The 25,516-nt window shown below is 40.5% G+C and carries 27 protein-coding genes, 7 tRNA genes and 1 pseudogene; 26 read left to right on the forward strand and 9 right to left on the reverse strand.

All coding sequences use genetic code 11. The annotated features are described in order from the left end of the window. Positions 1-5 precede the first annotated feature (5 nt). A complete protein-coding gene (gene cmpA / locus NST73_RS02690) occupies positions 6-140 on the reverse strand; it encodes a cortex morphogenetic protein CmpA (RefSeq protein ID WP_008346893.1) in 135 nt (44 codons plus the stop codon). Positions 141-239: 99 nt separating this feature from the next. On the opposite strand from cmpA, the gene NST73_RS02695 reads away from it, so the two are divergent. From NST73_RS02695 to NST73_RS02765, 15 genes and pseudogenes are all read left to right on the forward strand, one after another. Then, positions 240-713, forward strand: coding sequence for a SprT family protein (locus NST73_RS02695; RefSeq protein ID WP_135010061.1), 474 nt, complete (start codon positions 240-242; stop codon positions 711-713). A gap of 191 nt (positions 714-904) precedes the next feature. Then, positions 905-1,882 carry a thiamine pyrophosphate-dependent dehydrogenase E1 component subunit alpha gene (locus tag NST73_RS02700; RefSeq protein WP_058336379.1) on the forward strand — a complete coding sequence of 326 codons (978 nt, stop codon included), beginning with the start codon at positions 905-907 and terminating at the stop codon, positions 1,880-1,882. Positions 1,883-1,902: 20 nt separating this feature from the next. After that, entirely contained in the window at positions 1,903-2,940 is a 1,038-nt protein-coding gene (locus NST73_RS02705) for an alpha-ketoacid dehydrogenase subunit beta (protein WP_039169866.1), read from the forward strand. A 17-nt stretch (positions 2,941-2,957) separates the two neighbouring features. Next, a complete protein-coding gene (locus NST73_RS02710) occupies positions 2,958-4,088 on the forward strand; it encodes a dihydrolipoamide acetyltransferase family protein (RefSeq protein ID WP_144680388.1) in 1,131 nt (376 codons plus the stop codon). Positions 4,089-4,106: 18 nt separating this feature from the next. Further along, the gene (gene lpdA, locus NST73_RS02715) at positions 4,107-5,486 is read left to right on the forward strand and encodes a dihydrolipoyl dehydrogenase (protein ID WP_144680386.1); all 1,380 of its coding nucleotides are present in this window, start codon (positions 4,107-4,109) and stop codon (positions 5,484-5,486) included. Positions 5,487-5,594: 108 nt separating this feature from the next. Beyond that, positions 5,595-7,442, forward strand: a complete 1,848-nt coding sequence (locus tag NST73_RS02720) for a sigma-54-dependent Fis family transcriptional regulator (RefSeq protein WP_144680384.1) — start codon at positions 5,595-5,597, stop codon at positions 7,440-7,442. Between the two features lie 209 nt (positions 7,443-7,651). Beyond that, positions 7,652-7,726: transfer RNA gene (locus tag NST73_RS02725), tRNA-Asn, on the forward strand. A gap of 4 nt (positions 7,727-7,730) precedes the next feature. Then, positions 7,731-7,821 (forward strand) — tRNA-Ser (locus tag NST73_RS02730). 9 nt (positions 7,822-7,830) lie between these two features. Further along, a tRNA-Glu gene (locus NST73_RS02735) sits at positions 7,831-7,902 on the forward strand. 24 nt (positions 7,903-7,926) lie between these two features. Then, a tRNA-Gln gene (locus NST73_RS02740) sits at positions 7,927-8,001 on the forward strand. 31 nt (positions 8,002-8,032) lie between these two features. Then, positions 8,033-8,108, forward strand: a tRNA-Lys gene (locus NST73_RS02745). A 7-nt stretch (positions 8,109-8,115) separates the two neighbouring features. Then, positions 8,116-8,198, forward strand: a tRNA-Leu gene (locus NST73_RS02750). A gap of 46 nt (positions 8,199-8,244) precedes the next feature. Continuing rightward, positions 8,245-8,328, forward strand: a tRNA-Leu gene (locus NST73_RS02755). 569 nt (positions 8,329-8,897) lie between these two features. Beyond that, positions 8,898-9,443, forward strand: a complete 546-nt coding sequence (locus tag NST73_RS02760; RefSeq protein ID WP_144680382.1) for an HAD-IIIA family hydrolase — start codon at positions 8,898-8,900, stop codon at positions 9,441-9,443. Positions 9,444-9,699: 256 nt separating this feature from the next. Next, positions 9,700-9,789: pseudogene (locus tag NST73_RS02765) on the forward strand (hypothetical protein); the annotation flags it as partial. A gap of 193 nt (positions 9,790-9,982) precedes the next feature. Here NST73_RS02765 and NST73_RS02770 read toward each other — a convergent pair. After that, positions 9,983-10,546: a GNAT family protein gene (locus NST73_RS02770; RefSeq protein WP_144680377.1), complete on the reverse strand. Its 564-nt coding sequence runs from the start codon at positions 10,544-10,546 to the stop codon at positions 9,983-9,985. Positions 10,547-10,883: 337 nt separating this feature from the next. On the opposite strand from NST73_RS02770, the gene NST73_RS02775 reads away from it, so the two are divergent. The 3 genes from NST73_RS02775 (at position 10,884) to NST73_RS02785 (ending at position 12,890) form a co-directional block, all read left to right on the forward strand. After that, complete coding sequence (locus NST73_RS02775; protein WP_144680375.1) at positions 10,884-11,678, forward strand: alpha/beta hydrolase; 795 nt, start codon at positions 10,884-10,886, stop codon at positions 11,676-11,678. A 215-nt stretch (positions 11,679-11,893) separates the two neighbouring features. Beyond that, entirely contained in the window at positions 11,894-12,400 is a 507-nt protein-coding gene (locus NST73_RS02780) for a GrpB family protein (RefSeq protein ID WP_144668423.1), read from the forward strand. A 286-nt stretch (positions 12,401-12,686) separates the two neighbouring features. Beyond that, positions 12,687-12,890 carry a cold-shock protein gene (locus tag NST73_RS02785; protein ID WP_003214229.1) on the forward strand — a complete coding sequence of 68 codons (204 nt, stop codon included), beginning with the start codon at positions 12,687-12,689 and terminating at the stop codon, positions 12,888-12,890. A 278-nt stretch (positions 12,891-13,168) separates the two neighbouring features. On the opposite strand, the gene NST73_RS02790 is transcribed toward NST73_RS02785, so the two are convergent. Beyond that, the gene (locus NST73_RS02790; RefSeq protein WP_144680373.1) at positions 13,169-13,630 is read right to left on the reverse strand and encodes a CarD family transcriptional regulator; all 462 of its coding nucleotides are present in this window, start codon (positions 13,628-13,630) and stop codon (positions 13,169-13,171) included. Between the two features lie 247 nt (positions 13,631-13,877). Further along, on the reverse strand, positions 13,878-14,927 hold the full coding sequence (locus NST73_RS02795) for an NAD(P)-dependent alcohol dehydrogenase (protein WP_017358458.1): 1,050 nt from the start codon (positions 14,925-14,927) through the stop codon (positions 13,878-13,880). 223 nt (positions 14,928-15,150) lie between these two features. Between NST73_RS02795 and NST73_RS02800 the strand changes: the two genes are divergently transcribed. Then, the gene (locus tag NST73_RS02800; RefSeq protein WP_039169850.1) at positions 15,151-15,552 is read left to right on the forward strand and encodes a MerR family transcriptional regulator; all 402 of its coding nucleotides are present in this window, start codon (positions 15,151-15,153) and stop codon (positions 15,550-15,552) included. 42 nt (positions 15,553-15,594) lie between these two features. Here the strand turns inward: NST73_RS02800 and NST73_RS02805 are convergent, their stop codons facing one another. Next, on the reverse strand, positions 15,595-16,326 hold the full coding sequence (locus tag NST73_RS02805; protein ID WP_047947368.1) for a glycoside hydrolase family 16 protein: 732 nt from the start codon (positions 16,324-16,326) through the stop codon (positions 15,595-15,597). A 266-nt stretch (positions 16,327-16,592) separates the two neighbouring features. On the opposite strand from NST73_RS02805, the gene NST73_RS02810 reads away from it, so the two are divergent. The 5 genes from NST73_RS02810 (at position 16,593) to NST73_RS02830 (ending at position 21,168) form a co-directional block, all read left to right on the forward strand. Next, positions 16,593-17,171: a TetR/AcrR family transcriptional regulator gene (locus tag NST73_RS02810; RefSeq protein WP_284724861.1), complete on the forward strand. Its 579-nt coding sequence runs from the start codon at positions 16,593-16,595 to the stop codon at positions 17,169-17,171. A 72-nt stretch (positions 17,172-17,243) separates the two neighbouring features. Further along, positions 17,244-18,683: a DHA2 family efflux MFS transporter permease subunit gene (locus NST73_RS02815; RefSeq protein WP_008346741.1), complete on the forward strand. Its 1,440-nt coding sequence runs from the start codon at positions 17,244-17,246 to the stop codon at positions 18,681-18,683. A gap of 190 nt (positions 18,684-18,873) precedes the next feature. After that, positions 18,874-19,767: an alpha/beta hydrolase gene (locus NST73_RS02820; protein ID WP_019743361.1), complete on the forward strand. Its 894-nt coding sequence runs from the start codon at positions 18,874-18,876 to the stop codon at positions 19,765-19,767. Between the two features lie 150 nt (positions 19,768-19,917). After that, positions 19,918-20,295, forward strand: coding sequence for an MmcQ/YjbR family DNA-binding protein (locus NST73_RS02825; RefSeq protein ID WP_019743360.1), 378 nt, complete (start codon positions 19,918-19,920; stop codon positions 20,293-20,295). A 111-nt stretch (positions 20,296-20,406) separates the two neighbouring features. Beyond that, positions 20,407-21,168 (forward strand): SDR family NAD(P)-dependent oxidoreductase, encoded by a 762-nt coding sequence (locus tag NST73_RS02830; RefSeq protein ID WP_041507603.1) that lies wholly within the window; start codon positions 20,407-20,409, stop codon positions 21,166-21,168. Between the two features lie 113 nt (positions 21,169-21,281). Here NST73_RS02830 and NST73_RS02835 read toward each other — a convergent pair whose 3' ends face one another. Beyond that, positions 21,282-21,860 (reverse strand): UPF0715 family protein, encoded by a 579-nt coding sequence (locus tag NST73_RS02835; protein ID WP_342499361.1) that lies wholly within the window; start codon positions 21,858-21,860, stop codon positions 21,282-21,284. A gap of 25 nt (positions 21,861-21,885) precedes the next feature. Between NST73_RS02835 and NST73_RS02840 the strand changes: the two genes are divergently transcribed. Then, a complete protein-coding gene (locus NST73_RS02840; protein ID WP_024719179.1) occupies positions 21,886-23,034 on the forward strand; it encodes a type II asparaginase in 1,149 nt (382 codons plus the stop codon). Positions 23,035-23,069: 35 nt separating this feature from the next. Here the strand turns inward: NST73_RS02840 and NST73_RS02845 are convergent, their stop codons facing one another. The 3 genes from NST73_RS02845 to NST73_RS02855 all read right to left on the reverse strand — a co-directional run bounded on the left by NST73_RS02845 (position 23,070) and on the right by NST73_RS02855 (position 24,761). Next, entirely contained in the window at positions 23,070-23,963 is an 894-nt protein-coding gene (locus NST73_RS02845; RefSeq protein ID WP_178896561.1) for an alpha/beta hydrolase, read from the reverse strand. A 56-nt stretch (positions 23,964-24,019) separates the two neighbouring features. Beyond that, positions 24,020-24,472 carry a MarR family transcriptional regulator gene (locus NST73_RS02850; protein ID WP_019743356.1) on the reverse strand — a complete coding sequence of 151 codons (453 nt, stop codon included), beginning with the start codon at positions 24,470-24,472 and terminating at the stop codon, positions 24,020-24,022. Between the two features lie 103 nt (positions 24,473-24,575). Next, entirely contained in the window at positions 24,576-24,761 is a 186-nt protein-coding gene (locus tag NST73_RS02855; protein WP_024719177.1) for a hypothetical protein, read from the reverse strand. Positions 24,762-24,898: 137 nt separating this feature from the next. On the opposite strand from NST73_RS02855, the gene NST73_RS02860 reads away from it, so the two are divergent. Then, a complete protein-coding gene (locus NST73_RS02860) occupies positions 24,899-25,504 on the forward strand; it encodes a TetR/AcrR family transcriptional regulator (protein ID WP_342499362.1) in 606 nt (201 codons plus the stop codon). Positions 25,505-25,516: the final 12 nt, after the last annotated feature.

The raw sequence follows: 25,516 nt of genomic DNA on the forward strand, positions 1-25,516 counted from the left end.
GCACCTTAGGATGGGGTGTGCCTTGATGTGACTGAATGTTTTTTTCTATAGAAGTACCAGCATTGATTAAGCAATTTGATTTGATAATGATTTTTCTCATAAAATGCTTTCTGCATCTGATTTTTCAGCCAGTTGGGCATCGCCCATTCCTCCTTTGATCAAAACAGTGGGTGTACCTTCAATGTATGCAAAGAGGAAATTGTCCCGTTCGAGGTTTTTATAGAAAGGAACGATCTTGATTGAACGAGAGAGAGTTACAGCAGTTAACAGAAGACATTTCAGAGCAGTTCTTTGGTAAGGCGTTTCGCCATCAGGCTGTTTTCAATCCCCGTTTAAAAACGACAGGCGGGAGATATTTACTTGGAACACACAATATCGAATTGAACCGGCGATACCTAGAAGAACATGGACGAGAAGAATTAATCGGGATCATCAAGCATGAGCTGTGTCATTATCATCTGCATCTTGAGGGAAAAGGCTATCAGCATCGTGACCGTTCCTTTAAAGAGTTATTAAAACAAGTAGGAGCCCCGCGTTTTTGTACACCGCTCAAGACCTTACAAAATAAACGGCGTGTACAGAAGCGGCAAGAATATGTTTGCACAGGATGCGATCAGTATTTTATCAGGAAAAGGCGAATTGATACCTCTCGTTATGTGTGCGGCGTCTGCAAAGGAAAATTAAAATGGCAGCGTACAATCGGTTCAGAGTGATATGCATTCCTTTATGGGATGCTTTTTTTGTGAGATGAAGTAGACATATTGAGACAAATAGAGACGCGAGTCTCATTTTGTCTCTTTTTGATCGATGGGAATCGGTCAAATCCTAAGCTTTCAAGCGCCATGATGTTGGCACGCTTTTTGCTTGTATAGAAGTGCAAGCAAAAAAGATAGGAGGTTTTAACATGGAAATGGCACTTACAAAAGAAAAAGCCGTTTGGATGTATCAAAAAATGCAGGAAATTCGCCAATTTGAAGATCAAGTACACATGCTTTTTACAAAAGGGATCTTGCCAGGTTTTGTCCATCTTTATGCTGGTGAAGAAGCTGTTGCTGTAGGAGTCTGCGCTCATCTGAATGAACAAGACAGTATTACAAGTACACACCGTGGCCACGGTCATTGTATCGCCAAGGGCTGTGATCTAAAAGGAATGATGGCAGAAATCTATGGAAAAGCCACAGGTCTTTGTAAAGGTAAAGGTGGATCTATGCACATTGCAGATTTTGATAAAGGAATGCTCGGTGCCAACGGGATTGTTGGAGGCGGCTTTCCACTTGCGTGCGGGGCAGCCCTCACGGCTAAATATAAAAAGAAAGATAATGTAAGCGTTTGCTTTTTTGGGGATGGTGCTAATAATCAAGGGACTTTTCACGAAGGAATCAATCTCGCCGCTATCTGGAAACTGCCAGTCATTTTCATCGCAGAAAACAATGGTTACGGGGAAGCGACGCCATTTTCGTATGCTTCAAGCTGCAAATCGATTGTGGATCGAGCCGCCAGTTATGGTATTCCGGGTATTCAAGTGGATGGAAAAGATGTGACAGCCGTTTATCAAGCAGCAGAACAAGCGATAGAACGAGCAAAAAATGGAGAAGGTCCGACATTGATTGAATGCATGACATATCGGAATTATGGTCATTTTGAAGGAGACGCTCAGCGCTACAAAACCAATCAAGAAAAAACCGAACATCAAGAAGAGAAAGATGCCATCACTCTTTTTAAAAATGAATTATTAAAGCAGCAGCTGCTAACAGATCGAGAAATATCAAGTATTGAAGCGTCTGTAGCAGAAGCGATAGATGAAGCCGTGAGATTCAGTGAAGAAAGTGAATATCCAGATCATACTGAATTGCTAACTGATGTGTATGTTTCGTATCAATAAATCTGAAAGGAGAGAGGGAAATGACAAGAGAAATCAGCATGTCTAGTGCTTTGAATGAAGCGATTAAACTGGCAATGAGAAGAGATGGAGATGTCATTTTAATGGGAGAAGATGTTGCAGGAGGTGCTCATGTAGATCACTTACAGGATGATGAAGCATGGGGCGGTGTTCTTGGTGTAACAAAAGGCATTGTTCAGGAATTTGGGCGTGAACGTGTCCTTGATACACCGATTAGTGAAGCTGGCTATATAGGTGCGGCCATGGCTGCTGCTTCAACAGGGCTAAGACCAATTGCTGAACTCATGTTTAATGATTTTATCGGTACTTGTCTCGACCAAGTGCTGAATCAAGGCGCAAAATTTCGATACATGTTTGGCGGAAAAGCAGAGGTGCCAATCACGATTAGAACGACCCATGGGGCGGGTTTTAGAGCAGCTGCCCAGCATTCGCAAAGTTTGTATGCACTATTTACAAGTATCCCTGGATTGAAAGTAGTTGTGCCTTCTTCACCATATGATGCCAAAGGGCTGCTGCTGGCAGCCATCGAGGATCAGGATCCTGTCATCTTTTTTGAAGACAAGACGCTTTACAATATCACAGGAGATGTGCCGGAGAGGTATTACACATTGCCGCTTGGTCAAGCAGATGTGAAGAGAGAGGGATCTGATGTAACCATCTTTGCGGTGGGCAAACAAGTGTATACAGCACTCGAAGCGGCAGAGCAATTGTCTGCTCAAGGTATTGAAGCGGAAGTAATTGATCCAAGAAGCTTGTCGCCGCTCGATGAGGAGGCCATTCTGACTTCAGTAGAAAAAACAAATCGACTTGTCATTGTCGATGAAGCAAATCCAAGATGCGGAATTGCCGCAGATATCTCTTCTTTGATTGCAGATAAAGGATTTGATTTACTGGACGCACCAATCAAAAAAGTGACGGCTCCTCATACACCGGTACCATTTTCTCCACCTCTTGAAGATATATATCTGCCAACACCTGATAAAGTTGTGAACACCGTATTAGAGATGATTGGCAAGAGTCATGACAAAATCTTGAACTAGAGAAAGGAGAGAGGGAGATGGCTGTCGAAGTTGTGATGCCTAAATTGGGCATGTCGATGAAAGAAGGAACGGTATCTGTCTGGAATAAAGAGGTCGGTGAGACCGTAAATAAAGGAGAAAGCATTGCAAGCATCAACTCCGAAAAAATTGAAATGGAGATCGAATCACCTGCTGAAGGAACCATATTGGATATAAAAGTACCTGAGGGAGAAGGTGTACCGCCTGGCACGGTCATCTGCTATATCGGTGAAGGAAATGAACAGGTGGAGAGAAAGAAAGAAAAAGAAATCCAGTCAAAACCAAAGAAAGAGAGAAAAAAAATCTCCCCTGTTGCCCGTAAAATGGCGAATAGCGCAAATCTAGACATTGATACGCTGGTGGGGACAGGACCAGGTGGAAGAATTACGAAAGAGGATGTGCTTCATGCGCTTCCTGAACGGAAAGAGAAGAAACAAAACGAGACAGTGCAACAGCCTATTAACATGATGCGGAAAACAATTGCCTCAAGAATGATGGAAAGCCTGCAAACAAGTGCACAATTAACCATTACGATGAAAGCGGACGTGACAAAACTGAAAAACCTACAACAACAGCTGAATGAAACAGCCATCGCACGTTACGAGACAAGGTTGACGATCACCGATTTTGTAGCCAAAGCAGCGATCCTATCGTTGTTAGAACATCCTGCGATGAACAGTCAATATCATAACGGAGTTGTCGAAACCTTTGAGAATGTTCATCTTGGGATTGCTGCTGCGTTAGATAACGGATTGGCTGTACCGGTCATTCGGGATGCGGAGCGGTTAACGCTGATAGAGCTGGCGAAGGGCATTAAATTGTATGGTAAAAAAGCACGTGAAGGAAAGCTTCTACATGACGAAATCAAAGGTTCTACCTTTACCATCACCAATCTTGGAGTGTATGGTGTAGAGCATTTCACACCAATTTTGAATCCGCCGGAAGCGGGGATCCTTGGTGTCGGAACAATGTATGACACCCCTGTTTATCGAGAGGATGAGTTGTGCAAAGGGACCATCCTACCACTCAGTCTTACGTTTGATCACCGCGTGCTGGACGGGGCGCCTGCCTCTGCATTTTTATCAACGGTCAAAGCACACTTAGAAGAACCAATATCCATTCTTTTATAGGAAGAAGGTGAATGTACCATGACACTGGTCATTATAGGAGGCGGACCAGCAGGTTATGTGGCGGCCATAACAGCCGCCCGTTTTGACAGGGAGGTTGTGTTAATTGATCAAGGTAAGCTGGGAGGTACCTGCCTCAATGAAGGCTGTATCCCGACCAAAGCACTTTTGCAAAGCGCCGATATGTATGAGCATGTGAAATCGGCTGGACATTTTGGGATTGAGCTTCCAGAACATGAGCCTATCATTCAATGGAATGCTGTCCAAAAGCGGAAACAGTCTGTCGTCAAGCAGCTCACTGATGGTGTTCGTTACTTGATGAATAAAAACAAAATTACCGTGGTAAATGGGAAGGCTTCATTTCTATCAGCACATGAGCTATTCATAGAAAGTGAAGGGAAGTCTGAAATCATTCAAGCAAAACAAATCATTATTGCAACAGGGGCTGTGCCTGTGGCTTTACCGTTTGCACCTTTTGATGGCGGATGGATCATTCACAGCAAGGACGCCATGTCACTTTCTTCGATCCCAGATTCACTTTGTATCATTGGGGGCGGGGTGATTGGCTGTGAGTTTGCGAGCATCTTTAGCAGAATGGGATCAAAGGTTGTCATGGTTGAACGGGCAGTGCACATTTTACCAGAAGAAGATCGTGATACAGCACAATGTCTTCACGAGCAGCTCGAAGAAACGGGTGTAAACATTTTGACGTCCGCCGCAGTCAAACAGCTTGATTCCTCTTCAAGAAAAGTAGTGGTGGAGAATAATCAAGGAGAACGTTGTGACATCCAGTCGGATCTTTGCTTAGTGGCCATTGGCAGAACTCCGCAACTTGGAGAGTTAAATCTTGAACAGATTGGAATTGAATTTGATAGAAACGGAATCTACGTCAATGAACATATGCAAACCAATCTCCCGCATATTTATGCGTGCGGTGATGTGACAGGTGGGGTCCAGCTTGCTCATACTGCCTTTCATGAAGGGACGGTTGCAGCTTCCCATGCATCAGGTAAACATCTAAAGGTCAATGAACAAGTGATTCCGAGGTGCATCTACACCTCTCCAGAAATCGCGAGTGTTGGTTTAAATGAAGAGAGTGCTAGAAAACAATATGAGGAGATTCGGATAGGGACATGTGCATTTTCTGCAAATGGAAAAGCATTAATCTTAAATCAACCAGCCGGTCACGTAAAGGTCATTGTAGAGCCGCAATATCAAGAAATATTAGGCGTTTCAATCATTGGACCGAATGCAACAGAAATGATTGGACAAGCGGCGGTGATGATGCATGCAGAGTTGACCGCTGATACATTAGAGCAGTTTATTGCGGCACATCCGACACTTTCAGAGGCAATACACGAAGCCGTTCTGCAAACCATTGGAAGAGCGGTGCACTGCTGAAAAAGACTCCTTTTCCATCCAATTGACTTCTTGGGTTAGCCAATGATAATTGAAAGCGCTTTTATGTTTATTTATAATGAATAAAAAGCCCCCAGAGGAGAGGATGGAATGAATCCGACGCCTTGTTATTTAAATACGTGGAAACGTTTTGTTCGTGAAGGTTTGCTTGATCAGTCTCGTCTGAATAAGAGAGTGGCAGAATCATGGCACAGGTGTAAACAGGCAAATGTGAATCCGTATTTAGATAAAGGACAGTCGTTGTTAGAAAAGGAACGATTCAGTGCTCAAAAAAAGAAATATTCATTATTCCTAAATGCGGCTCTTCCTTACTTAAATAAAATCAATCAGCAATTAAAAGATTCTGATATGCTGGCCTTACTCATTGATGCAGATGGTTATGTGCTAAGTCTGACAGGAAGCGAAAGAACGATGGTGGAAGCCAGAAGAATTAATTTTATGGAGGGTTCACGCTGGACTGAAACAGATGTAGGGACAAATGCGATCGGAACGGCACTCGTCATCGGAGAAGCGGTGACGATCAACGGAACGGAGCATTTTTCTATCGCCTCTCATCATTGGAGTTGTTCAGCTGCTCCAATTCGCGATGCGGACGGTACGATCATAGGGGTGATTGATATCTCCTGTATGACGGATAACAAGCACCCTTTTATGCTTGGAATGGCTTCAACGGTTGCTTATGCCATAGAGAGAGAAATTCAAGTCGAGCAAAAAAGGAGAGAGCTGGAGCTGATCACTCATTGTCTCCAGCAGGTGGAAGCAGATGAACCGTATGTGGTCTGTAATGAAAAAAAGCAAATTGTGTCTGCCAGCAGGTCGATTAGAGATCGATTTTCAGACTGGTATGGAATGGATGTTGAGCGGCTTAAGGATCATCCATTTGTTATCCGGGGAAAGCAGATCATTCAATCAGAGCAAGACGGGAAGGTGCTAGGCATATCCCTTTCTCTTGAAGAAGTAGCGAAAAGCAGCATGACCGTTTCTTTTGCTCAATTTCCCGGGGAATCAGGAACAAGTAAGGTATTTCAACAGACGCTTAGTGAGATGAAGAGAGCGGCACAAACAGATGCTCATGTGTATATTTGGGGAGAAACAGGGACAGGGAAGGAACTCGCCGCTAGAGCCATTCACTCCGCCAGTGAAAGGCATAAAGGGCCGTTCATTGCTGTTAATTGCGGAGCCATTCCTGAAAGCCTGTTAGAAAGTGAGCTGTTTGGCTATGCTGAAGGTGCTTTTACAGGAGCAAAACGTCACGGAGCTAAAGGAAAATTTGAACAAGCCCATAAAGGAACACTCTTTCTAGATGAAATAGGCGAAATCCCATATGCGATGCAAGTAGCGCTTCTTCGGGTGATAGAAGAAAGGGCAGTCGTACCGCTCGGCGGGACACACGAAATCCCTTTGGATATTCGAATCATTACAGCGACTCACCGTAATATGAACGAACTGCTGAAGGAAGGAAAAATACGAGAAGACTTGTATTACCGTCTTCATGTCTATCCGATCAATATCCCGCCGCTTAGAGAAAGAAAAGAAGACATTCATGATTTATATCGTTATTACCAAAAGAAGCATCACTGGAATGCAGCGTTTCCTGAATCATTTTTTCAGAAATTACAGGCGTATCATTGGCCAGGAAACATAAGAGAGCTTTTTAACCTGTTTGAACATCTAAGGGTTCTCTTTCCGAAAGGTGGATGGATTGGTGAATCGCAATATGCTTCAGTATTAGAGACGATTGATCAGAAAAAACAGAAGCTGCATCCAGCGGAGCAACCCGAGACTTCAAAAGAACTCACATTCAGGGAACGCATTCAAAAGCAAACAGTGATAGACGCACTGCATAAAACAAAAGGTCATGTGTCAGAAGCAGCGAGGTTAGCAGGAGTACCAAGAAGTACTTTTTATAAGTGGATGCGAAAGTTTCATCTGTCTTAATCTTATGAGGAAGGCTGCATCAAGGCCCTTGGTCTACGTGGAGGTCGGGGGCTTTCTGTCAAGTTAAACAAATGGCATGGAAAAAGGCTTGACTGTTATATTAGTATATGTTAAATTATAAAAGCCGTCGCAAATGAAGCAGGAATGAAACGTTTAAAAATTCTTGACACATTTTTCTGGCATAGATATAATGAAACATGTCTCATTATTCCGCAGTAGCTCAGTGGTAGAGCTATCGGCTGTTAACCGATCGGTCGTAGGTTCGAGTCCTACCTGCGGAGCCATAATGGAGAAGTACTCAAGTGGCTGAAGAGGCGCCCCTGCTAAGGGTGTAGGTCGCGCAAGCGGCGCGAGGGTTCAAATCCCTCCTTCTCCGCCATTATCATATGGCCCGTTGGTCAAGCGGTTAAGACACCGCCCTTTCACGGCGGTAACACGGGTTCGAATCCCGTACGGGTCATGTTTTCTTTTTATGTTGATTCGTTGGGCTATAGCCAAGCGGTAAGGCAACGGACTTTGACTCCGTCATGCGTTGGTTCGAATCCAGCTAGCCCAGCCATTTTTTATATATGTTTTTCTGCATAGCAGATGAGCCATTAGCTCAGTTGGTAGAGCATCTGACTTTTAATCAGAGGGTCGAAGGTTCGAGTCCTTCATGGCTCACCATTGTCACGCGGGTGTGGCGGAATTGGCAGACGCGCTAGACTTAGGATCTAGTGTCTTTATGACGTGGGGGTTCAAGTCCCTTCACCCGCATTGTTTTTAAACAGTGCACTTATGAATATATGAGCACATCATACACGCGGTCGTGGCGGAATGGCAGACGCGCTAGGTTGAGGGCCTAGTGGGTGAATAACCCGTGGAGGTTCAAGTCCTCTCGGCCGCATCTAAGAAACCAAAGGTTTATAGACCTTTGGTTTTTTTGTTTGAGTTTGATATTTTTATATATTGTCGTCTAATTCTCAGCCGTAGCCTTTTTTAGAAAATAAATGACCTTATACATTCTTCTCCTTGTTCAATTAATAGAGCGATATGAGAGTGTTTAAGATAGTGAAGATTTTTGAAGTTTTTGTTTGTAGATAGTCGCAGTACACGGAAGTACACAACACAATATTAAAGATATGTTTTTAGCTTCTTTCAATTAATGAGAGGTTAACAGAGCCTTCCTTAATAATTAAGTTGAATGGTTGGTGAGTATGAAACAAATGTAATTTACAAAGACACCACGTAGAAACTTATTATGTAAATTCATTTGGCAAGTCTGTAACATGAACATCCTTTTTCTCTTTCTTGGAAAGAATGAAACAAATTGAAAAGAAAGACAGTTGAAAAGATTTTAATTTTTATTAGGGGATATTGATAATAAATATTTATGATAAACTGATGTCATCAAAATTTTCTAATGGAATAATAAATCTTAACGCAGGATCAGTTGCTAGCTAATGGGGGGATAACATGAAACAGATAGAAGCAATTTTTTTAGATAGAGATGGAACAATTGGTGGTGATGACACTATTCATTATCCCGGAAAATTCGAACTCTTTCCTTATACAGCAATTCAAATTAATAAACTAAAAAAAGATAATGTGAAAATATTCTCTTTTACAAATCAACCTGGTATATCAAGTGGACTAGCTAAGGTAGAAGATTTTAAAGAGGAATTGAAAGGTTTTGGTTTTGATGAAGTATATATATGTCCACACGGTCATAATGACGGATGCTCTTGTAGGAAGCCCGGCATAGGAATGTTAATGGAAGCTCAACAAAAACACGATTTAACTCTCGAAAATTGTGTGGTAATCGGGGACCGTTGGAGTGATATTGTTGCAGCTGATAAAGTAGGAAGTATTAAAATTTTGGTTAGAACTGGGGCTGGTGAATATTCGCTTAGTGAACACTTTGATAAATTAAGTGGGATTAAAATAGACTATATAGCCAATGACCTTAATGATGCTATAAACTGGTTGTATAAAAATTCTTGTATAAATAATCAAGTGTAATATTACCCTGCTAATGAGAGCTGTCAATACAAAAAAAGGTGTTTCAACATGTAGCATCTTTTTTGTTTTTTTAAAACAGGTTACGAGTCCTTTCATGAACAGAGTGTTGAGGTCGTTGAAATTAAGTTAAACCAGTGGAAATGATGGTGACGGAGTTAAAACAGACCGAACTATGAAAAAATGGCAAGAAACATGAAAGCTAATCAGGAGGAAAGTCTTTAGAAATCTGTGAATGGAGAGTGAATCCAATTGCTCTATAAAAGAAATTGACTGGGATAAAAAAGTACCTCGTGACAGGTCGAAGCTGATTGCAGTTACATTGTGGTCTTGTGTTGAGAGCCTGCTGCTGAAAACTTTCTGTCAGGGTTTATCAAAGAAAACATCAGATTATGAAGAAGTAAAGGCAATAAGGACAATGTTAGAGGAGTAGACCCACTTATCAAGGCCAAAATTAAAAAACATAGCATATTATATAATATGCTATGTTTTTTCTTGTTCCACTAATGCACCCATTACTTTAATTGCTGATGTTCATTAGGTTACTTTATTATGGAATAAAAACAAGTGTCAGTCAGCTTGCTGCCATCCGCGGATAAATCATCATTTCTTAAAGTGCCTTCAAATGCAAAGCCAAGTTTTTCTGGGAGAGCCCGACTTTTGAGGTTGGTTGATTCACACCTTATTTCAATTCTTCTAAATTTGACATTGTTTAATCCGAAGTCAGCTAATTTCTCCACTGCTTCTGTCATATATCCATTCCCACTAAACTTTGTATTTATCCAGTACCCAATCTCACATTTAGGAATGGTCCAGTCAATCCCCTGAAGGCTAGTTATCCCAATGAAGTGATTGCTGTTTTTATCAAAAATAAGAAAACGGAAACTTTCCCTTTTTAAAAAATTGATATGAGCATTTCTTAAATTGATCTCTGTTTCTTCAGCAGTAGGAAGTTCTTGAGCAAATGGCAACCATGCTTTTAATTCAGAAAAGGAATCTTTTATTGCTTGGTTTACAATTTTCCCGTCTCCTGTTTGGTGGGGTGCTCGAAGTATGAGTCTTTTTGTCTCTAATTGTAAAGGAATATCTAACAATAAAGGGTTCATTTCATTTCTCCTCTCAGAATTTTATATTTTAGCATGTATGGAGAGTATGTGGTTCAAACTGTTCGTTGTCAATTTATTGTAGCAAGAAACTGATCAATTCATTAGAAGAGCTTTGGAACAATTTTCAATTCTTTAAAATTTGAAGTAACATAAAGCATTTCAATGTCACACATGAATATGGGGATTTGTTATGATGAAGTGAAAGAATATAAACAGGCTGCACAATATTTTTTGTTAGAAGTTTTTTTGGGGTTATCGCAACATAGTTTCCTAACAAGCAAAACAACAAAAAACCTTGAGATTACTAGGGAAGCGCTAGAAAAGGGGATGCAAATACATGTCAATTTATCATAAAGTCATTGGAGAAGGATTTCCGATCGTGATATTGCATGGTTGGACACTTGACCATCAAGTGATGTTACATGCATTGGAACCGGTATTTGAAAAACAAAGCGGTTGGAAAAGAATATACATAGACTTACCGGGTATGGGACGTTCCCAGCCTCACCCATCTATTCAGAACTCTGACGAAATGTTAGAAGCGGTATTGCGTCTTTTGGACGAGATGATCCCTGATGAACAGTTTATTGTTTGTGGTTATTCGTATGGAGGGTACATAGCTAGAGGTATTGTTCATTCACGCCGGGAAACCGTTCGTGGATTACTGCTTGTGGCCCCAATGACTATACCTGTATTCGATAAAAGAGTCGTACCAGAGAAGACAGTTCTAAAAAGTGACAGCCACTTGATATCGCATTTGTCTTCAGAGGAGGCGGATGCATTTTGCTCCATGGCGGTTGTGCAAGGAAAAACGGAATGGGAGAGGTTTCGCGATGAAATTTACCTTCCTTCTAAACAAACAAATCATGAATTCATCAATAACATTCTTCAAAATGGGTATGGCTATATCTTCGACATTTCAGCTGAATTTCAGTATCCCACGCTCATGATCACAGGGCGTCAAGACGATGTAGTCGGATATCAAGATGCGTGGCGGCTGATCGAAGACTATCCAAGGGCCACTTTTGCAGTGCTTGATATGGCTGGTCACAACCTGCAGATTGAACAACCCGATGTGTTTCATTCATTAGTCCATAACTGGTTAAACAGACTTGAGTCGGAAAATATGTAGTTGTTCACCTTTGTATAAATAGAAATTTTCTTGATTCGGGTTCGTGGCTGTATTAATGATTTTTATAGTTTGTGAACGAAAAAGTCCACTCATCTTATGTGAGTGGGCTTTTTGTATGAGTTATCATATAATAAATGTCATTCTAATCGATCGAATGGCTTCAAACTATTGAAATTTCCAACTAAACAACGAAATGATAAGGTGGGGTTGAGCTTATGCTTGGATTGCCAAGAGGGGAAGTTTTTTTAGTTCCCTGGTCTGCTGAATGGGGCAAAGAATTTGAAAGGGAAAAGAAACGCATAGTAGAGGTCATTGGTCAGTATACAGTGAATGTGCATCATATTGGAAGTACAGCAGTTAATGGTTTGAGTGCGAAACCCATTATTGATATTGCGATTGAAATAGATTGTTTTTTTGACGGGAAACAGTGTGTAACAGCTTTGCAAGGGCTTGGTTATTCATATAGAGGGACCAAAGTTTTACCTGAGAGACACTATTTTAACAAAGGAGAACCACGTACTCACCAAATTCATATGTATCAAACAGGCAATAGATATTTACTTGAACAGTTAAATTTCAGGGATTATTTAAGAAGTAACAAATTAGTAAGAATTGAGTACGAGCAACTCAAACTGAACCTATCTAGCTTAATTAAAAATGACAAACACAAATATGCCGAGGGAAAAACTAACTTTGTCCAATCGATTTTAGAGAGAATTTAGATAAAGATTTCTTTTCATGCTGAAAAAAGCTGATTTTATGCACAAATGATTGAACAAAGCTAAATAAACATTTCATCATTAAATCTCTGTCTTATTTGTGTTACCATAGCACATTCGGTGCTCTTTTAAATCCTAAATTGCAATAATTTCCGATTCATGTTACAATAAGAATAATTATTTTTGTTCGGCGTAAAGGATAGCATGAAGAAAGACTTTTCGTCTTGAGGATACTTTGGGCAAGGATAGTATAATACATTGTGTGGTAACGCACTAGGAGGCAACAAACATGGAACAAGGTACAGTAAAATGGTTTAACGCAGAAAAAGGTTTTGGATTTATCGAACGTGAAGAAGGAGACGATGTATTCGTACATTTCTCAGCTATCCAAGGTGACGGATTCAAATCTTTAGACGAAGGTCAAAAAGTAACTTTTGACGTAGAGCAAGGTTCTCGTGGAGCTCAAGCTGCTAACGTTCAAAAAACTGCTTAATCTTCATTTTTTAAAACAGGTTCTCTGTAGAGAGCCTGTTTTTTTGTGTTTTCATTTATTTCTGCAATAAAAAACCCTACTCAGCGTACAAGTAGGGAGATGTTACAAGGTAATCGTAAAAAAATTCATGCTTCAAAGGTTTATCAACAGTATAGCATATTGGATTTACAATATGCGGAATTTGCTTAAATAAATTCTTTTTTCTTTACTGGTCGAAGATAGAGGGATTTGTTCGTAGAGAAAATGTATTCAAAAAATGGGGAAGCAGGTAGACAATATTAGCAGAAACTCTTGATTTGTTTTTCAGTGATTCCTTTGATGACTTCTAGCTCACTAATCAAATAACCATAAGCATCGTCGAGCATTTTCTTTTCGCTTGCATTCAGTTTTTTTTCTTTCTTCATTCGCATGAGATCACGTACCACTTCAGCGCCTTCTAGTATGTCGCCCGTTTTGATTTTGTCGGTGTTGATTTTATATCTCTCTTTCCATGGTAGTAACTTATCTGATGTTCCATTTTGAAAAGTGTGCATAATGTTCTTTAAGGCAAGTATATCTGTAACAGGTCTTATTCTTGACCTTGACATCTTCCTTGTAGGAATCATCACTTTCATATGGCTAACGGCCATCTTAATGACATAATACGATTGTTTTTCATCAGAGAATTCTTTTTCTTCTATGGCTTCAATTATACCTGCTCCGTGCATTGGATAAACAATGTTATCACCAATTTGAAACATATCATCCGCCTCCATATCATGTATCTACTTTAAGGGTACCACACTTAGAGGTAAAATAATCAAATTTTTAATAATAACATGTTTATTTATTTTTTGTCAATAAATTTTGTTCTAAAAAAGAGAGATTTTTTTGGGAATTTCGGATGATTTTTGAGTATATCCTCAAGAATCCTCGCTACAAGAAAAACAGGATATCGACCATTAAAAAAGACCAGCCATTGAGCTGGTCTTTCCAAATAGAATTCGATCATAATGTCGAAATATCAATCACAAACCGATAACGCACATCACTTTTGAGCACACGTTCATATGCTTCATCGACTTGGTTTGCGTTGATCACTTCAATTTGTGGTGCGATCTTGTGAGCAGCTGCGAAATCGAGCATTTCTTGTGTTTCTTGGATGCCGCCAACGAGTGAGCCGGCGATGCTGCGACGTCCAGTAATTAATGAAAACACATGGAAGTTGTCTGGCTTTGGTGGTGCACCGACGTTTACTAATGTTCCGTCAACACGAAGTAAGGACAAATAGGCATCCACGTTGATATTGGCAGAGACGGTATTGAGAATGAGGTCATATTGACCGGCTAGTGTCTTAAACGTATCAGGGTCACTTGTAGCAAAATAGTCTTTTGCACCAAATGACAGCGCCTCTTCTTTTTTATTCAAAGAACGACTTAATACAGTCACTTCTGCGCCAAGTGCGCGTGCAAATTGAATGGCGACATGACCTAGACCACCCATTCCGACAATCGCCACTTTTTTGCCAGGCCCAGCCTTCCAGTGTTTTAACGGAGAATACGTTGTGATGCCGGCACAAAGAAGGGGGCTGGCGACATCGAGGGAAAGCTGGTCAGGAATATTGACAACAAATCGTTCTGTCACAACAATTTTCTGACTGTAGCCGCCGTAAGTTGGTTCTCCATCATAATCCAGGTTATTATAAGTTTGAACGACTCCTTTCTTGCAATATTGTTCATCTCCATTTTGGCAATATTCACATGTACCGCAAGAATCGACAAAACAACCGACGCCTACACGATCACCAATGTTGAATTTAGTGACAGCATCCCCAACAGCTGAAACAACTCCAGTAATCTCATGACCCGGAACCATTGGGAAAATACCGCCGCCCCATTCATCAAAGGCACTGTGGATATCTGAATGACAGATCCCGCTAAACTGAATATCAATTAAAATATCATGTGGACGAAGTGCTCTTCGTTCAATGGTTGTCCGTTCAAAGTTTGCTTTTGCATGGGAAACACTTAAAACGTTTGATTGGTGCGTCTGACACATTCTTGATCATCCTTTCAAAAGTAAGATTCGGTCCTTCCTCTATACTGTACGTCTTAAAGTGAACTTTAAGTCAACATAGAACCCTCTGATCGCCTCAATTCAGGCTTTAGCATCAGCCTTGAATCAAGATTTGAGCCAAAAGTATCTTGTCTTCTCGATAAAAATGGAGATGATGGGAAAAGGGAGATCGTCAAGTAAGAGAAAGAAGAGAAGGGTGAAAACAATGAAAATAGCACAAGCCGCCAAGCAGCTCGATTTATCTACTGCTACGCTCAGGTATTATGAGAATATAGGTTTAATTAGACCGATCAGGCGTGATGAAAATGGTGTTCGAGATTATACAGAAGAAGATATTCAGTGGATAGAATTTATTAAATGTATGAGAAATGCGGGTCTGTCAATTGATGCTCTTAGAGAATATACGGCTTTATTTATCGAGGGAGAGGATCGTACATTGTCCTCAAGGAAGAGTATTTTGGTCAATGAGAGAGAAAGACTTGTAGACAAACAAAAGGAAATCGAAGAAACGATTAAACGGTTAGATTACAAGATCGAAAGTTATGAAGATATTATCCACAGTTATGAACAAAAACTAGTTCATCAATTAAAAACGAGCTCTATTTAAATGAAGAAAAACCTGTGACTTGTCACAGGTTTTGTGATGTGGTTATCTTTTTGTGTAACGCACCCAATTGTAATGAGCGTAAAGTGGGGTAACACCGTTGTAGGAGCCGAGCCATTCATCGACACCTGCACCATTCCATAAGTTCATCATAATCTTTCCAGGTGTTTGAGGGATTTGAGTAGTAGCCGTATGTTTTAATTGACCGTCCACATACCATTTAATTGAGTTAGGCTGCCAGTCGAACGCATATGTGTGATAAGAGTTTGCTGCATCAAAACCAAGGTTGACGATTTTTTCATGATTTCCGACACCATTGGTATAATAGTTAAACTGAACCTTTGTCGTATCTTTTCCTAGAAATTCGATGTCGATTTCATCCCAAGGCGTACCATCAGTCGGTCCCGTATAAGTAAAGAACGAAGACACGATCCCAACATTTTTGGCTGGTTTCATGTTTACTTCATATAGCCCATAGCCGTACGTTTGAACGGAGCGGTTTTCTCCGCAGTCAAACTTATTATAGGAGGGACTTGTGAGCGATAATCGCATTTCCCCTAACGACGTCATGGAGACATTGTTTGCGCGCCACGTACAGTTAAACATATTTCCGTTCGAGTACCCATCGGCTTTTTGCCATAACCCGGTATTATAGTTGTTGAACGGTTCATAAAACGACCCACCCGTTTGTGCCGAGGCACTTGCAGCAAATGTGGACAAACTTAAGAATAATCCAGTGACAAGCAGCATCAACATTCGTTTTACACGGTAAGACATGTAGGCATTCCCCTCTCTTTTTGAAAGCGTTTTCTTTTTGATCATACATGATTCTCTCAAAATGGAAAATCGGTCTAAATAATGATAAACAGTGTGTTTTTTTAATAGAATGAAAAGAAAATTGATAGGTAAAAAATAATGATTGACAAAGCGGACAGTTGTCCGTAAGATAATACCGGTACAATTGTCCTAATGAAAATGAAAGAAATTTGATTTACACATAGAGATATATGCAAGGTGGATGAAGGTAAAGAAGGTGAAGCATCATGGAAAAGGATATTGGAAAGGAAATTGAAGAGGTCGCTTTTTCTTTGTTTCAAGAGTTTGGTGTAGAGAATGTCAGTATGCATAAAATTGCTAAAACAGCTGGTGTTGGACAGGGTACTCTTTACCGCCGATATGCCAATAAAAGTGATTTATGCCTTTCGATCCTTGGAGAAAAATTTGAACAACTGATCCCTGCGTTGCATCTTTACTTAAGTAAAATCAGTGATCAGCCGGTTCGTGAGCGTTTACGATATGTTCTTGAAGAAATTCATCTCATCGTCGGTCATCATTTAGATTGGATTCGCATGCTCACAATCTCTGGGAACTTAGAGCAGACAAGTAAAGTATATGATTGTCATTACAGTCAATCACTTAAACAAATCATTCGTGATTTGCTCGAGGAAGCGAAAGTAAAAGGAGAAGCGAACATACAAGACATTGAGTTGACGACATTATGTATCTCCTCTCCAATGACGCCTGAACTCATGTTTTATATTCATGAATCCGGCTACTCAATCGAAAAAATTGCACAATTCGCTGCGGAAAAACAAATTTTATCTGTTTTTCAACGACAATGAAGTGGCTCATTTCTGACTAGCCTGACTTCCTAAGATTGCTCAATATTGAAAAAGAAAAGGAGCCAACTTAATATGAACAAACAGCAAACAGCAGCTTCCGACATTCGAACGCTGCCCATTATTATTTCATTTATCACAGCTGGATTTATTGGACTGTTTAGTGAAACGGCACTCAACATGGCGCTGAGAAGTTTAACATTAGACTTTGGTATTGAAGCAACGACTGCTCAGTGGCTTACAACCGGCTATTTATTAACACTAGGGATTCTTGTTCCAATTTCTGGCCTCATTCTTCAATGGTTTACAACAAGACAGCTTTTCATAACCTCACTGGTCTTTTCGATCATCGGTACATTTATTGCGGCCGTTGCACCAGTCTTCAGTATTTTAATGGTGGCACGTGTGGTGCAGGCAGTAGGAACAGCCTTGCTCCTTCCATTGATGTTTAACACGATTTTGGTCATCATTCCGCCTCATAAAAGAGGTAGATCAATGGGGATTATCGGTCTTGTCATTATGTTTGCCCCAGCAGTTGGTCCAACGGTCTCTGGTCTTATTCTTAAATCGTTAACATGGCATTGGATTTTTTGGATTTCGCTTCCGTTATTAGTTGCTGCACTCGTATTTGGGTATATTTTTATGCAAAATATTACGGAACCCACAAGACCGAAAATCGACATTTTATCGATTGTGTTATCAACCATCGGTTTCGGTGGAATTGTGTATGGTTTTAGCAGTGCCGGTGAAGGCGGTGGCTGGAGCAGTATGCATGTGATTGTGGCGATTGTTGTAGGTGTCATTGGCATTCTTGTGTTCTCCCTAAGACAGTTAAACATGAAAGAACCGATGTTGAATTTAAGCCCATTTAAATATCCAATGTTTGTGATCGGGTTACTTCTGATCTTAGTGTGTATGATGGTGATGCTGTCTGCTATGATGATTTTGCCATTATATCTGCAAACGTCATTGGCACTTTCTACATTTACAGCAGGTTTAATGCTATTACCAGGTGGAATTATCAATGGACTGCTATCGCCAATCATGGGTGGGCTTTTTGATAAATTTGGGCCGAAGTGGCTTGTCATCCCAGGCCTTGTCATCGTTGCAGCGACCATGTTTGGCTTCACGAACTTAAGTGTGAATACGTCCATCGGTTATATCGTGACGCTTCATATTACGTTAATGATAGGAATTGCGATGATCATGATGCCTGCCCAAACAAATGGATTAAATCAGCTGCCGCCAGAGCTATATCCTCACGGTACAGCGATTATGAATACATTGCAGCAAGTGTCAGGAGCGATTGGGACTGCGGTTGGTATCTCGATCCTTTCATCAGGAGCGCGCAGTTTTATGGAAAATGTGGCTGATCCCGCAAATCCAGTCAATCAGCTGCTCGCCTTTACAAATGGCGTCCAGCATGCCTTTATCTTTGCTGTCATCATGACAGTGATTGGCTTGGTGATTGCTTTCTTTATTAAACGAGTGAAAGTAGAACAACAAGTATCATAATATATGAAAAGCACTGAGGACTTAGCGCCGCAGTGCTTTTTTTATTTACTCATAGGGGTGAATGTTTGTTTCAAAGGAGCTGAAAATGGGGAGATAGATAAAAAGCAACGACTCTCTGACGACATTGAAGGAAAAGGCGAAATTCGTAACGAATGGATAGAGATAAAAGAATAAGATAGGAGCTGAGATCATGAACTTAGACGAACAAATTAAAATGGCTGAGTCATTGCGTCAACCAGCTGAAGATTCATTAGCTGGTCAATCAGAACTAAAGCCAGTCCACCCTCCTGAAGTGAACAAAATGGAATATGATATCCCAACGGGTGCTGGTGAAACAAAGGTGTGGGTATTTAAACCTGTGAAAACATTGAAACAACCCCTTCCTGTTTTCGTGAATTTGCATGGGGGCGGTTTTATACTTGGAAGTGCTGAAATGGATAATCATTGGTGTCCGGTCATAGCAGATCGTGCGGAGTGTATCGTTGTCAATGTGGAATATCAGCTGGCACCGGAACACCCTTTTCCGGCTGCTCTTCATGAATGCTACGATGTGATGAAATGGTTATATGAACATCCTGATGAACTACAAATAGACCCAAATCGATTAGCCATTGGCGGTCATAGTGCAGGTGGGAACTTGGCAACAGCGGTTTGTTTGCTTGATATCCAAAAAGGGAACAAACTTCCGATTGTCTATCAAGTGCTTGATTATCCGCCGCTTGATTTGGCTACTGATCCAGCACAAAAGCCAGCGTTTGAAGAAGCAATTCCAGTTGAAATGGCGAGACTGTTTAATGCCTTCTACCTGCAAGGTCAAGATCCGCACAATCCGCTCGTTTCTCCAGTCTTTGCAGAGAGAGAAGTCTTAGCACAAATGCCCCCAGCTCTTGTTATCACAGCTGAGAAGGATTCACTAGCTGAAGAAGCTGAGCATTATGCGGACAAGTTAAAAGAAGCAGGGGTAGATGTCACATACAAACAATTTAAAGGAGTCCCTCATGCGTTCACTCATGCCGGAGATTTAGAGATAGCTGAAGAGGCTTGGCATCTGATGAGCGATCAGCTTAAGAAGGCGTTTGAATAAGAAATATTCGGATATAAGTAAAAAGCACAGACCTTTTTGTCTGTGCTTTTTTTTGTTCTCGCTGACGTCCTGAAAAGAAGTGTAGATACAAAAATCACAACTGTCGATATAATAGAAAGATAGAAGACAGCTAAAAAAGGAGCTAATAGAATGAAAAAAGAGACACTACAGGCATTTTGTCTTTCTTTACAAGGAGCAACCCACGACTATCAACCTGAGTGGCAGGCAGATCGTTATCATATAGGTGGAAAGATGTTCGCCATGATGGGGGGAGACGTCGATCGCAAGCCAGTCATCACTTTAAAATGTGATCCGCAACGCGCTGAAGAATTAAGAGAAATGCATGAAGGAATTATTCCCGGGTATTACATGAATAAGACGCATTGGAATTCTATTTATCTCGATGCAGATATTCCATCTTCATTTGTCGAAGAGCTAATTGAACATTCCTATCAACTGGTTTTTCACAAATTAACAAAAAAAGCTCAGCAGGCTATCCTCCAACATGATTCAAAAGAAACCGATTAAAAGCTGAACGTTCAGTTGTTCATGACTCTTTGAATTTCTTCAAAATTGACTAGAGTCACATGCTCTCGCTATACTTTAAACAGCTAGAAGATACGAATAGGGGGATATACAATGGGCTATACAGTCATTACAGGGGCAAGTTCAGGTATTGGGTATGAAACGGCTTTGGCCTTTGCAGCAAGAGGAAAAAATCTGATCTTAGCTGCACGTAGGCTTGATAAACTCCAAGAACTGAAAGAAAAGATTCTAGAAACATATCCCGATATTCAAGTGAAAGTCCAGTCTGTTGATTTAACAGACAGAGAGCAAGTGTATTCTTTCTATGAGTCATTAGCTGGTGATGAGCTGGATACGTTCATTAATAATGCTGGGTTTGGCCATTTTGGTTCAATAGGAGAGCAGGATGTGAAAAAAATTGGGGACATGCTTCATCTCAATATTGAAGCGTTAACAATTTTATCCACTCTGTTTGTCCGTGATTATGAGCAAAAAGAGGGGACGCAGCTAATCAATATCTCTTCAAGAGCGGGTTATACCGTCGTCGGCAACGCTGTCACTTATTCAGCCACGAAATTTTATGTGAGCGCCTTTACAGAAGGGCTGGCCCTAGAATTGAAAGAAAAAGGAGCCAAATTACAGGCAAAAGTTTTAGCGCCTGCTGCGACAGAATCGGAATTTGCAAAGCGTTCATTAGATGTCGATCAATTCGAATATGAAGGCACTATCAAGAAATATCACACATCAAAAGAAATGGCAGCGTGCTTGCTTGAGCTTTACGACAGTTCAAAAACAGTTGGTATCGTTGATGGGAAGACATTTGATTTTGAATTGAAGGACCCCATTTTTTCACACGCTGGCACAAGCATGAAATAAAAAGTTCCAATCACTGAGGATAGATTCTCTTAGCGATCAGCAGGTCACCGAGCTGAAAGATGTCTTGGATACTGTGGAGCACTGTCAACACATACTAGAATAGATAAAAACACCTACACATTAGGTGTTTTTTTTATGCTTCTTTGATGAATGAAAGAATCGCAGGTCCAGTAGATGAGACTGCTGACAATTATGATCGGAAGGGATGTGGAGCTCTCAATTCCATCCATAACAAAAAGCATGACAATCATTGCTATCAGTAAGTAAGCCGCTAAATAAAGAGGATGAAAAGCCTTGGGCTGTAAAGAGAACAACAACTGTAAAGGTACCGCAAAGATGAAATAATAAACAAAAAAGATGGGAGTGTAAAACATCATAAACGCAGGCTCGCCCTGAATCGGTGGATATAAACATACGAACAAGCTGAGTAAAATGGAACTGAAGAATAGTGTGAGTAGGATTTTGTAAAATGGTTGAACGAAACGCACTGTATGTATTCCTTTTTTGTAAGATTTCCTATATTTTATCATAAATGGGTTGAGAACAATTTCTGAAGTCAATTTAGGTATTATGGTATAAATAAATTTTGATAATAGTGTCCTTTTTACTTTATTTGGTTCTGTGACTTTCACCTCATGCTGATGAATGAAGGAATGGTATAAAGTAAACCCTATAGATAGATAATTATTCATCACATTTAAGAAAAGAGATGATCTTATGAACGTAACAAAATGGTTTGGTGCTACCCTTCTTTCTGTTTCACTATTGGTGACCGCAGCTTGTGCGAATGATAGCACTCAAGAGAATAATCAAAGTAATCAAGAAAGCACTACCAGTGAAACAAAAGAAAAAAACACGGCTGTTGAGACAGGGAACAAATCTTTATCCAATATTAAGGTGCTGGCAACAGGCGGAACGATTGCCGGTAGTTCAGATAGTAATACAGATACGACTGGATATAAGTCTGGTGCACTTGGAATCGATAAAGTCATTGCTTCCGTACCACAGCTGAAGGATATTGCAAATGTCACGGGTGAGCAAGTAGCGAACGTCGGCAGTGAAAATGTGGATAACGCTCTTCTTTTAAAATTAGCGAAACGAGTCAATCAGCTTTTAAATGATGATCAAGTGGATGGCATTGTGGTGACACATGGTACAGATACTTTAGAAGAAACGGCCTATTTTTTACATTTGGTTGTAAAAAGTGATAAGCCAGTGGTGGTCGTGGGTTCCATGAGGCCAGCATCTGCCATTAGTGCGGATGGCCCGCTTAACCTGTATCATGCAGTGAAAATTGCTTCGACAAAAGAAGCCAAAGGCAAAGGTGTAATGGTGACATTAAATGACCGAATTGCCTCTGCTCGTTTTATTACGAAGACAAATACCACCACAACCGATTCGTTCAAGTCTCTTGAGCAAGGGTACATTGGAGAAGTGGCGGGTGAAGTTGTCTCTTTTTATAACGAACCGACAAGAAAACATACAGCTGACAGTGAATTCGATATTTCAAAGCTAAAAGAGCTGCCGCAAGTGGATATCTTATACGGCTATCAAAATGATCAAAAGTATGTGTATGATGCTGCCGTTAAAGCAGGAGCGAAGGGCATTGTCGTTGCCGCCGCAGGAAATGGAACGATGTCAACAGAAGCGATCAATGGGGCAACAGATGCAGTGAAGAAAGACGTGGTGATCGTGAGGTCAAGCCGTGCAGGAAATGGCATTGTCACACATGAAAAAATGGATGATGAACATCATTTTGTCTCATCGGATTCATTAAATCCACAAAAAGCCCGCATTCTACTCATGCTGGCTCTGACGAAAACAAAAGATCCAGATAAAATTCAATCCTATTACGAGCAGTATTAAAAAGAAAAAGACCCGACGTATCATTGGGTCTTTTTTTATATGTGTACCTGATGTTCAGCCCGTTTTTTTAAAGAGAGTAAAATGTCTCTCCAAACATCATCTATATCAGTAAGAAAATGTCCTGCTTGCTCGATATAGTGCGTTTTGGCGTTTGGAATGTTCGGAGCCATTCTTTCTATCTCTGCAAAAGGGGCCATCTGATCCTCTTTTCCATGCCAGACATCCACAGGGATTTGTATATCTTTCATATCGAATGCCCATGACCGTGAGAGTAAATCTGGTTCATGAATACATTCATCAACCGATTGACGAGTAGCTTCGTATAAATGCATCATCATCAGCTCCAGTTGCTCATCGGTTTGAAGAAATTGCCGATCCGATGGATGTAAATGTTTGTTCCCTTTTTTCGTTAGTTTCTTGAATTTCTCTGGTTTCTTTTCAATTAGTTTTTTCTGAGCGCGATAACTTGCCTTTAAGAGCCAAGGCATTCTTTTACTGAGGAAAAAGGCAATCTTGTTCTCTTTTAGCATACTTTTAGGCGGTTTACCATCCTGAAATGGGGTGGTACTTGAGACGAGAGCAGCCGAAAGAATGCGATCTGGCAATTGATAGGCACAACCAGCAGCGAATGCCCCGCCTCCAGAGACACCAATCACTGAAAACTGGGAGATGTCAAGATGATCGGCCACTTCCTGTACGTCTTTTGCCCAGTCTAAAATGGTACGGTTAGGTTGCGGATCAGATAAACCAAAACCAGGTCTGTCTAAAGAAATGAGACGAATGCCAAGCTCTTTTGAGATTGGATCATCATCTAAAAACATCACTCTCGATCCAGGTGTCCCATGAAAAAAGAATACTGGGAATCCTTCAAGATCACCGTATTGAGACAAACCAATATGACGTCCATCTTGCAAATGAATCCTGTCCATATGATCATCCCCTTCATCGTTTATCTAGCTTACATATTCATGCATGAAAGGCCGGGTTAAGGCGTTTCTTTCGCAATTTGATAGATTTTTTCGTAAAGCGATAATAATGTTTTTAGATCTTCTTTTGAAAGCTTGGCATAGTATTTTTGAATAAGATGTAGCTGAATTTTTTCAATATCTTTATGATAGTCATGGCCCTTTTGAGCAAAATCAACAATGATTTCTCTACGGTTATGTGGATTAATCTCTCTTTTCACATATCCAAGCTGTTCAAGCTTTGATATGAGCTGGCTAGCGGCACTAGATGAAATGGAGAAATAATCAGCCAGTTCATTGATTGTTCTCGTCTTCGACCGCAGCAATTCAAGTGTCAGTTCTTGTTTGCTTGTTAAATCTGCATACTCATTTTTTAAGAATCGTTGATACTCTTCTACATAGATAGAGCCTAGCGCGTTTGAGTACTCAATGATTTTTTTGCTGTAATGAATGATATCCTCATCCAATGACATCACCTCTTTTCTCCTATATTATATGCGATCTTAATATTTAAGTGAAGTTAAATGTTAAGAAAAATTAAATAAAAGAGGGATAGATGTGATGAGAAAATGACCTCTACCTCCACTTTCTCATCAACAATGGACAAAGAATACTTCCTGTTATCCCTAAGCATTCATAAAACATAGTTGGTTTGATTTTGAACATGTAGTAGGCTAAGGTGGCAATGAATAGATCATAGAAGAAAAACAAGTATACGTCCTTTTTGGTGATGGCATAAATGATCGTTTTGTTTGTTTTCACTGAGATTCACTCCTTAGGAAGTCGATGACTTTTTCATTGTATTATGGGCGATCTCCATTTATAATAAAAAAATAAACCAACTGGTCGGTTTTGTTTGTCCGTGTGAAGAAAAGCAAGGTAGAAGGGATTGTTCATAGATGACAAGTACACAAAGCGGGGCTGGAAAAAGTGAAAAGACGAAGCAGAAGATTGTCACCGCTTCACGTGATTTATTTGCGAAAAAAGGATATTCCGAAACATCCGTGCGAGATATTCTAGAGGCGGCTGAGGTTAGTAAAGGCAACCTCTATCATCATTTTAAAGGAAAAGAGTTTTTGTTCCTTCATATTATGGAAGAGGATCATCGATTCATGATGGAGACGTGGCATGAAGAGAAACAAACGCTGCACCGGGCCATTGATAAGCTTGCAGGGTTTGCAGAGCTGCTTAGTCAAATGGGGATTAACTATCCTTTAATGAGAGCGAGTGAAGAATTTTGTGCCAGTGCATTTACATCAGATGAAGTCATGGAGCGGCTGAACAAGATTGATGTAGACTTTGATGATGTAATGCGAGACATCCTGCTTGAAGGAAACGAAGATGGCAGCTGGTCGATTCAGCATGTTGAATCAAAAGTGAAAATATTACTTTCCGTATTCTATGGATTAGACGTGTTATATAAAAATGACACGATGCAGCAGAAAAAGGAATTACAAAAAGAGGCGATCTCATTGTTTATTCACGGAATCAACCATCATGAGTAACAAGTGAGTCAG

Origin of the sequence: Bacillus sp. FSL W7-1034 (genome assembly GCF_038593365.1) — a bacterium.
GTDB lineage: Bacteria > Bacillota > Bacilli > Bacillales > Bacillaceae > Bacillus > Bacillus altitudinis.